General features: G+C 61.8%; 14 protein-coding genes. 7 read left to right on the top strand and 7 right to left on the bottom strand.

From position 1 onward, the window contains the following. Window positions 1–6: 6 nt before the first annotated feature. Both FAZ98_RS34690 and FAZ98_RS34685 read right to left on the bottom strand, forming a co-directional pair. Complete coding sequence (locus FAZ98_RS34690; RefSeq protein ID WP_158958855.1) at window positions 7–438, bottom strand: hypothetical protein; 432 nt, start codon at window positions 436–438, stop codon at window positions 7–9. Window positions 439–549: 111 nt separating this feature from the next. Beyond that, the gene (locus FAZ98_RS34685) at window positions 550–900 is read right to left on the bottom strand and encodes a hypothetical protein (protein ID WP_158958853.1); all 351 of its coding nucleotides are present in this window, start codon (window positions 898–900) and stop codon (window positions 550–552) included. A gap of 471 nt (window positions 901–1,371) precedes the next feature. Between FAZ98_RS34685 and FAZ98_RS34680 the strand changes: the two genes are divergently transcribed. The 7 genes from FAZ98_RS34680 (at window position 1,372) to FAZ98_RS34650 (ending at window position 7,161) form a co-directional block, all read left to right on the top strand. Beyond that, window positions 1,372–2,118 (top strand): nuclease-related domain-containing protein, encoded by a 747-nt coding sequence (locus tag FAZ98_RS34680; RefSeq protein WP_158958851.1) that lies wholly within the window; start codon window positions 1,372–1,374, stop codon window positions 2,116–2,118. Window positions 2,119–2,396: 278 nt separating this feature from the next. Then, a complete protein-coding gene (locus tag FAZ98_RS34675) occupies window positions 2,397–2,813 on the top strand; it encodes a hypothetical protein (RefSeq protein WP_158958849.1) in 417 nt (138 codons plus the stop codon). Window positions 2,814–2,872: 59 nt separating this feature from the next. After that, window positions 2,873–4,117, top strand: coding sequence for a hypothetical protein (locus FAZ98_RS34670; RefSeq protein WP_158958847.1), 1,245 nt, complete (start codon window positions 2,873–2,875; stop codon window positions 4,115–4,117). Window positions 4,118–4,197: 80 nt separating this feature from the next. Next, a complete protein-coding gene (locus FAZ98_RS34665; protein WP_158958845.1) occupies window positions 4,198–5,400 on the top strand; it encodes a FlhC family transcriptional regulator in 1,203 nt (400 codons plus the stop codon). Between the two features lie 4 nt (window positions 5,401–5,404). Next, entirely contained in the window at window positions 5,405–5,584 is a 180-nt protein-coding gene (locus FAZ98_RS34660) for a hypothetical protein (protein WP_158958843.1), read from the top strand. A gap of 14 nt (window positions 5,585–5,598) precedes the next feature. Continuing rightward, complete coding sequence (locus tag FAZ98_RS34655; RefSeq protein ID WP_158958841.1) at window positions 5,599–5,964, top strand: hypothetical protein; 366 nt, start codon at window positions 5,599–5,601, stop codon at window positions 5,962–5,964. A gap of 192 nt (window positions 5,965–6,156) precedes the next feature. Next, window positions 6,157–7,161 (top strand): CAP domain-containing protein, encoded by a 1,005-nt coding sequence (locus FAZ98_RS34650; RefSeq protein ID WP_158958840.1) that lies wholly within the window; start codon window positions 6,157–6,159, stop codon window positions 7,159–7,161. Window positions 7,162–7,249: 88 nt separating this feature from the next. Here FAZ98_RS34650 and FAZ98_RS34645 read toward each other — a convergent pair whose 3' ends face one another. Genes FAZ98_RS34645 through FAZ98_RS34625 form a run of 5 tightly spaced genes read right to left on the bottom strand, consistent with a single transcriptional unit; the run spans window position 7,250 to window position 13,168 of the window. Further along, window positions 7,250–7,999 (bottom strand): hypothetical protein, encoded by a 750-nt coding sequence (locus FAZ98_RS34645; RefSeq protein WP_158958838.1) that lies wholly within the window; start codon window positions 7,997–7,999, stop codon window positions 7,250–7,252. 11 nt (window positions 8,000–8,010) lie between these two features. Then, window positions 8,011–9,237, bottom strand: a complete 1,227-nt coding sequence (locus tag FAZ98_RS34640) for a hypothetical protein (RefSeq protein ID WP_158958836.1) — start codon at window positions 9,235–9,237, stop codon at window positions 8,011–8,013. Window positions 9,238–9,246: 9 nt separating this feature from the next. Next, on the bottom strand, window positions 9,247–9,840 hold the full coding sequence (locus FAZ98_RS34635) for a type 4 pilus major pilin (RefSeq protein WP_158958834.1): 594 nt from the start codon (window positions 9,838–9,840) through the stop codon (window positions 9,247–9,249). A gap of 11 nt (window positions 9,841–9,851) precedes the next feature. Continuing rightward, window positions 9,852–10,958: a type II secretion system F family protein gene (locus FAZ98_RS34630; RefSeq protein WP_158958832.1), complete on the bottom strand. Its 1,107-nt coding sequence runs from the start codon at window positions 10,956–10,958 to the stop codon at window positions 9,852–9,854. Between the two features lie 26 nt (window positions 10,959–10,984). Next, window positions 10,985–13,168: an ATPase, T2SS/T4P/T4SS family gene (locus FAZ98_RS34625; protein ID WP_158958830.1), complete on the bottom strand. Its 2,184-nt coding sequence runs from the start codon at window positions 13,166–13,168 to the stop codon at window positions 10,985–10,987. Window positions 13,169–13,171: the final 3 nt, after the last annotated feature.

The raw sequence follows: 13,171 nt of genomic DNA, 5'->3' as shown, positions 1-13,171 counted from the left end.
ACCCTCCTACAGTAATGAACCGAAGCAGAGTCGCCGCAGTTCGTCGAGATCACGCGCAAGGAGCGGTGTGTCGAAGATCACGGCCTGCAATGTCTCGGGATCGATTCCGTTCACGCTGCACACGTGCTCGTACGGCAAGGCACCGTCCCAGTAGCCCATGATCCAGCCGAGCGTCGCGCGATAGTCGTCGACGTCGAGCTTTACGTTGCGCAACCGTTCGCTGAGCATCGTCGCGCAATCCATCAGCGATTCGGGCATGCGGTCGCCGCGGCGGCTATCGCGTGCCAGTGTGATCAGCGCGTCGACCATCGACTCACGAATGGCCACGCTCCAGTACTGCGGGTCGGGTAAGGGATCGGGTCTGGGTGGTACGACGAGCACCGGAGTGGCTTCGCCGCCAAAGATGTCGAGCTGCCAGCCAGCAACTTCGGGTTTCATGGAATTGCTCCGGAAGCGTCCGGGCAATCGCACGCCCCTTGCCGGGAGTGGATTCCCGGTGGGGGTAAGGCCACCGCGACCAGGGTCGCGGTGGAGAAGGAAACGACGGGACTAGTCCTGGGTGCCCGTCTTCTTCAAGGGGATGACGACGGCCGAGCGCGCGTACTGTCGAGGCGCGACCGGTTGATCGATCGTCGGCGGCGAGGGTGGGGTCGGTTGTGCCGCCGCAGCTGCTCGAAGAGCCCGCTCGCGTTCCTGATCGGCGTGTGACCGGGCGGCTTCGGCATCAGCCGCTTCGATGGCCTTCGCTTTCAGCGCGACCTGCTTTCGCACCCAGCGAATCGCCAGGCAGAAAAGAAAAAATCCGACGAAGAAGGACATCGTGGCCAGATAGACGATGCAACACAGGGCCACCAGCTTGCCCGGGGACTTCAGCACGTCTTCGACAAATTGCTTCCGCATTTTTCTCTCCAGAAAAATCAACTCAAAAGGGAATGTCCAGGTCTGGCCTGGTGATTTCGATGCTCGTGACGAGCAAGGAAAGCGGCGCGCGGAAGCACGTTCGCGGTGACCCCGATGGGATCACCGCGAACGGACTCTTGCGTACGGGAAGGAAAACAGGACAGGCGGCACGGGAACCGTGGGGCCGTTTCGATGCGTGCTGGACGCGGTTGACACTTTGAGAATACGGCTGAATTCGCAATTGCGCGGCGGCTATGCTCGCGGATTCACATGGCCTTTCGCCCGGCAGAGGACCGGCAACGCAGCCGGGCCCGCTGATTCGCTCGAAAACAGTCGCCTGCGCGCTAAAACCCGGAAAGCTTCACTTTTTGTTGAGCTTTTCGAAATTCGCCGCGCCGCGTCTGCCGCTTACTTGACTTCGAAATATTCCAGGCACACTTGGGCCATCACCCTTTCCAACACGGAGCATCCATGTTCAGCATTCTCGTTATCGCAGGCCTTGGCTATCTCGGCTATCGGGTCAGCAAGCGTGCGCCCCGCGCCCGTCGAGGCCTGTTCTCATTTCAGACTTACGTGCCCCAGAGCGAAGCCGTCACGCCCGCAACGCGCGCAGTGGTCCACGGCGAGCAAGGCGAGGCCGCAGTACGCTCCGAACTGCGTCGTGTGCTTTCCGCTCTCTGCGGCGAAAACTTTCATTTGTATGACGGCGCCGTGCTTATTCACCATGCTCCCGGCACAGCATTCCCGACCGCCGAGATCGATCACATCGCCGTCACGCCATTTGGAATTTTCGTGATCGAGACCAAAAACTGGAGCGGCGCCATCACTCCCGGCCCGAGCCGCGACGAAGTGTCGCGCACGGGAATTGACGGTGTCACGGAAGCAAGGCGTTCGCCGCTCGCGCAGAACCGTACCAAGGTCGACTTTCTGATTGCAAAACTCCCTGCGCTCTGGCCGATTGAAAGCCTCGGCGTGTTCGCATCGCCTGATTGCACGCTCGATCCTCGCTTGCCGTTGCCGATTATTCACGTCAGTGAACTCGCTCTCTGGATGCGTCTGCGTCTTAACGACTTTAGAGAATCCGGGAAAAAGCCAGTCAACGTATCCGGCGCTTGGGAGGCAATTATGCTGACTGCATCAATAAATGCTTTCGAACTCGAAGAACATAGAAAACGTTTGCGCGCGCACCCTAAAGATCGCGCAAACAATGCCGTTTGAAGGTGGATACGCTGCGCATTAAGTAAAAGCTACATCAAAAGAAGCAGCTTTCGGGCACGCAGCGTTCGTCCCCCGCCGTACCCTTTTGGGTATCAGCAGCAATGGAAGTGCGCGCTCCATTTCTGACGTCGGGCTTTCATTGGCCGATCTTTTATCGAGAGACACAGAATGAAAAATGAAGATCCGACCCGTCGGAGCCAATCTGATTCGCGCGCTGCCGCAGACAGTTCGCTCGACGCCGTGCGGGCCCACCTCGACGCATTGAAGGCAGAGTACCTTTGCAGCGACAGGCCCTCGTGCTGGGGGCACGCCTGAAGATGCTGATCGACGCGATCACCTCTGCACACATCCGTTTCGCCCGCGACGACCCGCGGAATCGACGAATTGCTACGAAATACGCATACGACTATGTCCGGGAAATATTCAACTTCTCGCATTCGAAGATCCGCCTGTATGTCCACGCCTACGAGAAGTTCCACCAAAACGATGACGCAGTCATGTACCTGCGCATGACGGACATGCAACTGCTTCTGAGCCACGAGATCGGAGACGACATCGTCAACGCCGTTATTCAACGGCGCAAAGAGAATCCCCGTCTTTCGACGCGCGAAGTGAAAGCGTTGATCATCGGAATGCGTCCGCAGCCCCTGGTAGGCCGTGATGGCAGCAGCCCGAGCGTCGGTGCGCAGGCGTGAGCGCGGCGCGTCCTGAAATATCGAATCAAAAGCGCTGCCAGCGACAAAGAGAGACCACCATGACTGACAAGAATAAACCTGTATCTGAAAAATCGTTTGACCCCACCGTTCTTGAAAAGGGCGCAGTGTTGCCCAAAGAAAAGGAATCGGCCGATATTTTCGGGACCCACCTCCCCTCGAATACGGAAATCGCACAAGCGGCGCGCGAGACATTCGGTAGCACGCTCAACGAGGACTTACTGCAGGAACTAATTCGCAGCAGTACGGAAATCAATGAATCGGTTCGTCGCATCCTGCACGAACACCTTTCACTAGGTTTCCGGTTCGGCGAGGTCATGCGTATCCTGCAGCGCGCCTATATCGAAGCATACGGCGACCGTCCGGATACGATTGAGCGCGCGAACAAGGATGCACACAAATATATCGAAAGACTGCACCGCTTTTCCCGGACCAAAATCCGGATGCATCTGAATTCGTACACGAAGTTCCATGCAAACAGCGAGGCGGTCGAGTTCCTGCGGCAGACCGACATGCAGATGCTGCTCCCCAAGGACCTGGGAGACGAGATCGTCAGCGCAGTGATTGCAAAGCGCAAGGCGGACCCGTCAACATCGACGCGCGAAGTAAAGGAGTTGATCGCGGCCTACCGGGCAAAGCAGGACGAGCTCGCCGCGACCCGGGAGCAGGTGGAAGCTGGCAATGAAGAGATCGCTCGCCTGACCTCGCTTTACGACATGAGCCAGGTCGAGGAAAAGCGTCTGCAACGTGAGATGGAACGGATGCGCCTGGAGCAAGCTTCGAAGGAAGAGGCGACGAACCGCCTGCGCAACGATCTCACGCTGGCCGGGCAGTCGCGCAGCGCGCTTCATCAGCAACTCAGCGAAATGGAAAAAGAGCTTGCCGCTGTACGACGCGAGGCGGCCGATCTGAAAAACAACCCGCCGCCGGCAACTGAAGACGCTGAGGCGAAGGCGGACCTGCGGCGGGTTAACGAGCAGTTTTCTAAGCTGATGAAGGAAAGCGCAGAGCTCGAAGAACGGATCGCGGCGCAGAAAGCCGAGGAAGCAGTGCTCGAAGCGAAGATCGCAGAAGCCGAAGCCGCCTTTGAGGATCGCCAGAAAGTCGAAGAGCAGGTGAAGGGCCTTGTCATCGACTTCGGTGAATTTGCAAAACGCTACACCAGCACGCAGTTGCTTTGCATCGCCGAAGGCCAGCCGCAACGCTACACGCCGATTTTCGAGGCGCTCGCCGACGTAGTCGGAAAATTTCACCAGGAGATCCTCGCCGCAAGCAAGGCCGCCTGAATGCTGGACGCGCCCCGGGGGGCGCGCACGACCTGCCACACCTTGGCGGGTCATGAATACATCGTCAAAGAAGAAGAAACATGACCAAAGCTGAAGACAACCACGCGAAGACCGTCGACGACTACAAGGCGCTTGACCGGCTCCACCTTGCTCCCTGGGTCGCCGAGCGGATTCGCGGGGCCAACTACGATCACGTGGAGCACATCCGCCACGTGCTCGTCTCGAACCCCGCTTTCAGCACGATCTACGGCGTCGACCTCGAATCGATCGAGCACCTGCATCTGAACGACGCGTCGCTTCGTAGCCTGCTCGGCACGCCGTTCCTGATGCTTTCGCCGTCGCTTCCTTCCGTGGAGGACTGGCGCTGCTTTGTTGACGACACACCCACCACCGTCGCGGTCGACACCCTGCGCCAAAGCATGCCCACCGAGCGAAACGCGTTGACCACGCAGGCGATCCAGAGTCACAACCGGCACTTCCTCGACATCGTCCAGGCGGTCGCCAACACGAGCGTGCTCAGCGCGCCCCTGCTTGGCATGACACCGGAGCTGGTTCGCTATCTGGGCGGCCTGCCCGCGTGGAAGCTGCGTACCGCACTGGAGCGGATCCGCGACCTTCCACTCTTCCAGTGGCGCTTCCGGAACAGCGCCTTCTGGTACGAGTTCGCCGCGCACAATCTCAATGCCGAACAGGTGGCCCATCAGATCATGGCGACGACACCGTTCCGCGCGGGCGATCTGCCGCACTCGGCGACGTGGACGGACCTGCGCCTTGGCCGCGAGTCTCACGAAACCTATGCAGGCGCTCTGATGGCGCACGGAGGCCGCGCGAGTACGGCGGCAACCCTGTTCCGCCTGCCGCAGAGCAAGACTCGCCAGATGTATTTCACGATTCACGGCAAGCGCTCACCGTGTGGCAACCTCCCGAACTCCCTCCAGTGGTTCGTTGAAAAACCCCAGCACCGTCTGCACTCGACCGCGTTCATCTGGCTGTTTAGCGCCGCGCTTGAGATGAACGCGAATACGCCGCAGGCATTGATTGCTGCATCGGATCTCTACGCCCATCTGTTCCCCGGCAACACCCTGCTTTCGGTCGATCGCGCGTGTGGCCTCACACGCTGGATGGGCGCGGGCACGCGTTTGTCGATTGCGCCCTGCCGGGAATGCCAGACGCATTACATCGTCTCGAACAACGAGTCGAAGATCGAAATGCATCACAGCTTCGTTTGCCCGGCATGCACCGGGAGCCTTCTGCCCCGCGCAGGCAATCGTGGCCGGAAGTAACCCTATGGCACAAGTCAATCATCTGCCCGAACTCCCGTTCGGCCTTGTCGTGTTTAGCGCCGACGGCACAGCGCAGTTCGGCTGGCAGGACCCCGAGCACGGCGCCTACTATGCCGAGTCGGACGGCAGATGCATTTCCGACGCAATCGGCTGCGTTCCCTGGCTGGCTGACGTCGTGCATTGAAGGCTCGCCGCGACATGGACGATCTGGCATGGATGGTTCGGGAAAGCGCGGCGGCGTGGCTTCGCGGCCACGGCGACGCCCGCTTTCCCGGTTACGAGGCGTTTTACCGCGACGCGTGGCGAGCGGGGACCGATAACTTCGACCTCGAAAAGCTCAACGAGGACTATGCGAAATGGGTTTCGGAACGCCCTTCACGGCTTGCCATCGGGCTGAACCGTCCGATTGTTGGGCAAGCGCTCATTGGCGTGCTCGCCGCATGGATCGGAGCCCATACCGTGCCGATCGCCGCGGGAATGGCGCCCAAGGCCACCGCCGGTCTGCTCGTCGCCACGTTCGTGGCCCTGCGCATCTTCCACCGAAAACGGCGACGCCGTGGTTAGCGGCCCCTAGCTCACCCGCCATGCAAGGCGGGTTTTTTACGCAAACGTTTAAAGTCTTTCAAAAACTTTCCGTTAGTCATGGCAGTATCGGCGCGCCCGGGAACGCGGCGACTTGACTTCCCGCCGGGCACAGTAACCTGGTATCAGGCTCGCGCAAGGGGCGCAGCTGCAACACTCGAACTAGAGGACCGCATGAACAAGAACAAGATTTCGACTCTCACCACGATCGCTTTCGCAGCATCGCTTTCCCTCGCCGCCTGCGGCGGCGGCGGCGGCGGCGGTGGCAGTACCGCTGCGTCGGGCTCGAACACTTCGACCTCGGGCTCGGGCAATACCGGCACGACGTCCGCAACGACGGGCAATGTCACGACGCCGCAATACGCCAACAACAGCGCCCAGCAGGCGCTGTTCAATACGATCAATGCACAGCGCACGCAATGCGGCTTCCCTGCCCTGACGGAAAACACCCTGCTCGATAAATCGTCGCAGGCGCACGCCGACTACATGGGACAGAACGGCGGCACGATTACCGATACCGAAGTGTCAGGCAACCCTGGCTTCACCGGCGTCGACTATGCTGCGCGCGCAACGGCGGTGGGATATCCCGCCAGCACCGTCTTCATGGTGGGAGAAAGCGGCGGCTACTACACGAACGCCACGCTGACGGAAGCCGCTTATGGCGCGGGGATCGCGAACAGCTTGGCCGGCAGCGTTTATCACGTCGATTTGTTCATCTTGCCGGTGACGCAGATTGGTATCGGCTGGAATGAAACCACATTCGACAACTACCCCGAAGCGCACGCCGCCATCACAGCTGCGAATCTGCAACCCATGACGGGCAGCCTGCCGTTGATGTTCCCTTGTGATGGCGCCACCGGCGTTCGCTATAAAGTTACTGGCGAGACGCCGACCCCACCGAATACCAACGGTACCTACGGTCCGGCAATCTCCGTGGCCGCGAATTCGTCGGATGTCGTTGTGCTGACCTCCGGGACGCTCACCGACACGTCGGGCAACGTTATCGTGCTGCAACTGCTCAACTCGACCAATGACCCCAACAACTTGACTGAAAAGTACGAGGCTCGGGCTTACTCCGCTACGCCGCTGACAGCGAACACGAAGTATTCGGTGTCGCTTGCCGGCACAATCGATGGAACGCCGTTCAGCCGAACGGGGTCGTTCACCACCGGCAGCTAGTCGGCCGGGCAGACGCTCCCTGGTGTCAGAAAAAAGGGGTTGCCTCAACGAGGCAACCCCTTTTTATATCTGTCTCAACGTCCCATGATCAGTGACATGTGCCGGGCACCTTCTGAAGTCCGATGCTGGTTTGATAAGCGACCGTCGCCGTTCCCGTAGGAACATAGCAGATACTGGCCGCAGAGTCCCCCCACTGTCCGGTATTGGGATTCTGGGCGGCCACCTCAGCAGTAAACACGTCATACAGACTGCCATCCGAGCCGCCGGGCATCGAGCCTTGGCTAATGACCTGGCCGCCGTTGCAGCTGACGGTGGGTGCAATGACCTGTGCTCTCGCAACGATGGGCGCATAGACACTGTTGCTAGCGCCAGCACCGGTCGTCGTGCCAATGGCCGTGAACACGTTTGCGGAGGTCGGTGTAAAGATCGATGCCACCTTGTTCAACTGCGTCGGGAAGAAACCCGTAGCGGCACACGCGGCAGCTTCTTCCTGTTGCGTATGTACAGGCGCGCCGGGGACGCAATTGAGCCCAACCCAATTGGCCCCGTTCCATACCGCCGGGGATTGTTCATCGTATCCAGGTGCACACGTGGGCGGTGCCTGATACGCGCATTGGGGAGCCGAGTAACCCGAGCCGATCCACTGAGGAGCAACCGCGGTCGTCCAGCCATCGACGGCCGGACAGGTGGGTGGCGTCTGCGCGACATTCACCAGCTTCGGCGTGCACGACGAGTCCTGATACCCATACGAGCATCGAACGGGTGTCGCAAACGCCGAAGTGCTGATCAGCGGTGCGCACAGGAAAAAAAGTGTGAGAATGATCCGTCGGATACTCATGTTGCTCCCGTCTAAAATTCACAATACGTCGTTGCCACAGCCCATCCCTGTACACCCGCTCCGCTTCCATTGGTAATGGTCACGGTCCACGGTCCGGCCCCCTGGGTTCCAAGATTGATCGTCGCTGTCGGATCGGTGTACAGACCCTGTCCGTCAAGCAGAATCGCTGGAATGCCTCCCGCTGGGCACCAGGGCGCGGGCACGACCGAACCATTCGCCACGTTGTAATACGCATAACGCAGCGTGGTTCCTCCGATCGGTAGCCAGATAAAGCCCACCCCCGCTGTGTACTGGCACGACAGCATCAAGCCCGAGCCGTCGTAATCCCCCGCGATCCCCGTCCCCGAGCAGGCTGAGCGCGGCACGGCGATGCTCCCCGCCTGCAAGGTCCCCGTGGCCGTCGCGTTTCCGGTGATCGTGGCCGATCCCATCGAGACGGGCGCGGGCGCGCTGCCCGCCGCGTTCTGTATCTGGAGGGTGCCCGGCGTTTGCACCGCATTGCTCACGGCGACGTTGGACGCCGACACCGCGGGCGCTGCGATCGTGCCCTGTGCGTCGATACTTCCGACGTTGTGCAGGTCAACGCCGTTGACGTTCTGGCTACCCGTCCAGGTGAGGCTGCCGTCGCGCCGGATATACAGCGCATTGCCGTCGTCGAGATCGGGACCGTTTGTCGCGACAATCGCCGCGGCTGGCGTTCCCGGCAATGGATTCGTCGCTTGCCATGCACCGTTGATCCCGAACACAGTGCCCGGATTGCGCGTCGACGAGTAACCAAACTGTGCGCCGCTGGTGGAGCCTGCCATCGCAATCTGCGATGCACCCGAGACATCGACCACGCCATTTCGCGTATAGGGCTGCGAAGGATAGAACACGTAGGAAACGTGACACGTCCCCGCGTCCGCCGAACAGTTGTCCGGCACCATGGCAAGCTGGATGACGTAATCGCCGCCCCAGAAAGGTCCGGCCGCATACGCCTGCTTGAGGTTGCCGGCCGCGTGCAACTGGTCGAGCGTCGGTGCCGTCAGCACCGGATTGCCCGACTGCTGGTACTGCGCGAGGAGCGTGGCGAAGTTATCGTCGACCCAGCTGCCCAGCGCCTTCACAATGACTGCCTCGTTCTGGCCTTCGACGCCCAGCACCTGGCTGCGATGCTTCGCAACGTCCTGCTGGATGCCAATGACGGTCAGAATCGCGGTCGCGCCAAGCACGAAAACCAGTTCGATCAGGCTTCCCATACAGATCTCTTAGCCGCGCGTCGTGTACATCTCGACCGTGGCGACCTCACCCGCCGATGCGCAGGCGGTGCCCGCCGTCGCGCTGCTGAACGCGGTCGTGGGGCTGAAGACCGTTGTGCCGTTCACGGCCAGTTCCGGGAAGACGTTGGCCAGCGCGCTCACGCTCATCGAGCACACGGAGGTCGGCACCGGATACGACACCACCACGGCGTCATTCGCGTTGTTCACCGTGCCGGGTTCGGCCGTGACGTCGCCACCGAAGAGACCCTGCACCGCCGACTTGTCGGCGGACAGGCGAGTACCCGCGGCATCGAAGGCGTGATTCTCGGCGAGCGAGCCGAGGGTTTCGGCAGAGAAGTCGGCGTCGTTCTGTGTCGCGTTCTGGATACCCGTATGGAACATCGCCGCTTCGCTCTTGAAATGCGCCGACTGCACCATGCTGCGTACGAACGGCACGGCCAGATACGCGACGAGTGCGAGCAGCGCCGCAGCGCCAAGGACAGCGCCGGCTTCAATGAGGGAGAGTTCGCCCGCCTGCTTTTTTCGGCGCGCGAGACGACGCGCGGCTTCCGCCTGGGCCAGACTGCGTTGCTTCGTGTTCATGATGTTTTCCTTTAGAAAGAACCCGTGTTGGCGCCGATGGCGCTTTGAAGGCCGACGAGGCCGGTGACGACATACGAACCAATACCCACGCCGATGAAGAGCGCCGCGGCCACGGCGAGCAGTACGTAGTGCGTGACCTTCGCGTTGCGGCGCACTGCCTCGACCACACGATCGAGCGAGCCGCGGCCCAGCGATTTCACCGCGTCGACAAAGTTGTCGCGGCGCTCGGCGTCGGCAATACGGTCGACGACAAGATCCGAAAAAATCCCGGTCTGCAATGCGCGCATCGGCTCCTCGGGCTTCGCCGCAAGCCGGCGCAGCATCCGCGCGAGATGCCAGCGCAGCCAGGGATCGGCGTTGCGCTTGAGCCGCTCGAGCGCGCCGCTCAGCGTCAGTCCCGAATCGAACAGTCCCGACAACGAGACGATGAGGAGCGCCGCGCGCAGGTCCCGCCGGTTGCGCCACATGAGGGGCGCCGCGTCGAAGCGGTTTCGCATCGGGCCGGTCCAGCGCTTGAGTCCATAGAAGTACGCAACGATCAGCGCGCCGATCAGCGCGATATTCAGCCACCAGTAATCTGCGCAGTACGTATCGATTGCGTAAAGGAAACGCCCCGCACTGGTCCACTGGTCGAGCGGCCGTACCTCCAGAATCTGCGGATAGATCACCCCGCCGAACAGCGCGCTCAGGCCGTACATGTACGAGAGCAGCATCACGGGATACGCCATCTGCATAGCGGTCGTGGTGGAGAGCGTGCGGCGCGCGGCCGCCGTCATCGCGCACAGTTCGAAGCCCCGACGGGCGGCATCCTCGCGGGTCGACGCCTCGGCAAGCTCGAGCAGTGCAAATTCTTCCTGCGGCACGAACGGCTTCATCGCGACCGCGAGTCCGTCGCCCTTGCCCAGCCGCTCGCCAATCTCGCGGTACACGACCCATACGATCTGGCGACGCCGCCGTGCGCGTTCCTCCAGCACGCCCAGGCGCTCCATCAGCGTCTCGCGGTTTCGCAGACCCTTCGTCGCCTCGATGTCGAGTCGCGACTCGTCGTAGAAGGACTCGCGCACCTTCTGGAATCGCCACTTCGCAAGGTTGATCCGCTCCTTGCGCGGCAGGCGCATGAAGAGCGGATAAATCAGCTTTCCGATCACGACGGCACCCTCCCGTCACGGCCGGGCGCCACGCGGTAGACATTGAAGGATTTCATCGCACGATCGATGAACCGCGGATCGATCAGGCCCTGCGTCGCCTTGTAGAGCGCGTGCTCATAGATCGTCTTGCCCGTCATGTCGGGCGAATTGAAATCGGCCGTGCGCTCGCGGCGCCAGGCGTCTTCGGCGCCCCGCCAGTCCCGCACGGCGATGTGCGCGAGAAACTCGGGCGTGGGCCGGTAGAGTTCCATTGCCAGCGTCTGGCCTTTCGTGCCGGCTGCGACCTTGCCATCGCGCGCAAGAAGGCCTTTCTTGCGGCAGTGGTCGCAACCGTCATCGTTGCGGCATGCCATGCGTGAGGTGTCCAGGCCGAACTTCACACGCAGCAGCTCGAGGGCAGCGGCATCCATGACCTCGGCGGCCGGCCGCTTGCAGTGCGGACACAGCATCGGAATCAGCTTCTGGTTGCCCACCGCATTGATAAACTTGTCTGAGGCCACTTCGTCGGCCGTCATCTGCAGGCGATCGCCCATCAGGCGCATGAACACGCCGATGATGCTGTCAGCGTGAATCGTCGTGCGCACCGGATGGCCTGTCAGCGCCAGTTCAACGACGAGTCCGGCAACGGTCGAGTCGAGAATCTCGGCAACCGTCAGATCGTCCGGGTCCATGCGCATGAGCGTGCGGATGATCGTCGCGACCTTGCGGCGGAATTCCTCTTCGGTCTCGTCGAGCCCGCGCGTGATCGACTGGTCCGAGAGCCACGGCAACGGATATTCGGACGGCAGGCTCACGGCGTACTGCTTCATGAGTTCGCGCCCGTCTACCATGTAGGAAAGCGCCCGCAGCAGTGTGCTCTTCGCCGATCCGGTCTCACCCGACAGCAGCACCGCACCGCCGCTCGCATGCCCGAGCGAGTCGACGATCGCGAGCTGGCTGGCTTCAAGACCCATCGTCGCCGGCATGCGCACCGAGTAGTTGCGGAAATTCCCGTCGAGGATGCGCAGCGCAACATCGAAGCCACCGACCTGGGGGGCGCTCTGCCAGCGCAGGTTCACCGTGTCGGTTGCGAGAGCGAGCGGGATCATGGCCGATTGCGGCGCCGTCGCCTGAAATGCATTGCCGCTGTTGGTGTTTCGCTGGACCAGATCCTGATAGGACGCCGAGAGCGCGCGCAGCACCGTCGCCTTGGGCATGCGCCGGTAGGTATAGAGATCACCATCCACGCGGAAGCGCAGCTCGGCGTCCGCCTGATAGTCACGCGACTCCCAGTGCACGTCAGTCGCACCGTAGGCGTGCGCCGCCTCGATCACATCGCGGAACAGCGCGATCGCGCGCGAGCCCTCGGGCACATGGGTCGAAAGACGGATACGCGCGCGCTCGTACACGTCGGCAATGACGTCTTCCGTCGCGATCATCTCTTCGCGCACCGAGATGTGAACGCGTTCGAGATCACGCACGTAAGTGGCGTAGAGGGCGGTCTCGTGAAACGCGCGCGTGGCGATCACCACCGCGATGCCGGCCTGCATGTCGACCGCGACAAACTCACGCCGCGCGTGAGCGGTAATGCGCAGCGTCGCGTCGGGCGTCGTATCGCACAGGATGCGCTTGAACTCGGCGAGCGATTCCGCAGAGAAGAGGCGCGGCATGCCCACGGCCGAATACTCGACATCGGAAAGTGCGATCGCATGGTGCGCGTCGCCACTGGCTCCCCGCGTCGGCGCGTCTGTGGGCGGCTCGCCATCGTCGTGCTCGCCAGACGCCGATGATGCAGGCGCGTCAGGCTCAGCATCGTTCACGAATGCACCAGCGCCGAGATCAATGCCGGTGACAACCGGCTGAACCGGCGAGAGATCCGCGGGCCCGTCTGCCCCGATGACGGGGTCGGCGCGAACGGGCTCGATATCGGCTCCGGCTCCGGCGTTGGTGTCGGCATAGGTGCCGGAATTTAGCAACGCGTCGGGATCGACCGCTTCGACATCCGTAATGTCGCCGTCGCGCAGGCGTGCACCGAGCGAACCGGCGGGCGCGCCGGGACCACGCCGTATCGGCCGGAGTGCATCGAACGCCGGTTCGATGGCTTCCGGCTCGTCGCCGGCGCCAGCGCGCCAGCCACGCAGCCGTTCCATGACGCCACGACGGCGCTTGGGGCTCGCTTCTGCCGTTTCAAAAAGTGACATGAT

This window comes from Paraburkholderia acidisoli, from assembly GCF_009789675.1.
In the GTDB taxonomy this organism is placed as follows: domain Bacteria; phylum Pseudomonadota; class Gammaproteobacteria; order Burkholderiales; family Burkholderiaceae; genus Paraburkholderia; species Paraburkholderia acidisoli.
The sequence above is the reverse complement of the archived record's forward strand: the minus strand, read 5'-3'. Positions and strand labels throughout refer to the sequence as shown.

Coding starts and splice junctions, on each gene's coding strand:
- FAZ98_RS34690 (WP_158958855.1), bottom strand. CDS start 438: ATGAAACCCGAAGTTGCTGGCTGGCAGCTCGACATCTTTGGCGGCGAA.
- FAZ98_RS34685 (WP_158958853.1), bottom strand. CDS start 900: ATGCGGAAGCAATTTGTCGAAGACGTGCTGAAGTCCCCGGGCAAGCTG.
- FAZ98_RS34680 (WP_158958851.1), top strand. CDS start 1,372: ATGTTCAGCATTCTCGTTATCGCAGGCCTTGGCTATCTCGGCTATCGG.
- FAZ98_RS34670 (WP_158958847.1), top strand. CDS start 2,873: ATGACTGACAAGAATAAACCTGTATCTGAAAAATCGTTTGACCCCACC.
- FAZ98_RS34665 (WP_158958845.1), top strand. CDS start 4,198: ATGACCAAAGCTGAAGACAACCACGCGAAGACCGTCGACGACTACAAG.
- FAZ98_RS34660 (WP_158958843.1), top strand. CDS start 5,405: ATGGCACAAGTCAATCATCTGCCCGAACTCCCGTTCGGCCTTGTCGTG.
- FAZ98_RS34655 (WP_158958841.1), top strand. CDS start 5,599: ATGGACGATCTGGCATGGATGGTTCGGGAAAGCGCGGCGGCGTGGCTT.
- FAZ98_RS34650 (WP_158958840.1), top strand. CDS start 6,157: ATGAACAAGAACAAGATTTCGACTCTCACCACGATCGCTTTCGCAGCA.
- FAZ98_RS34645 (WP_158958838.1), bottom strand. CDS start 7,999: ATGAGTATCCGACGGATCATTCTCACACTTTTTTTCCTGTGCGCACCG.
- FAZ98_RS34640 (WP_158958836.1), bottom strand. CDS start 9,237: ATGGGAAGCCTGATCGAACTGGTTTTCGTGCTTGGCGCGACCGCGATT.
- FAZ98_RS34635 (WP_158958834.1), bottom strand. CDS start 9,840: ATGAACACGAAGCAACGCAGTCTGGCCCAGGCGGAAGCCGCGCGTCGT.
- FAZ98_RS34630 (WP_158958832.1), bottom strand. CDS start 10,958: ATGCGCCTGCCGCGCAAGGAGCGGATCAACCTTGCGAAGTGGCGATTC.
- FAZ98_RS34625 (WP_158958830.1), bottom strand. CDS start 13,168: ATGTCACTTTTTGAAACGGCAGAAGCGAGCCCCAAGCGCCGTCGTGGC.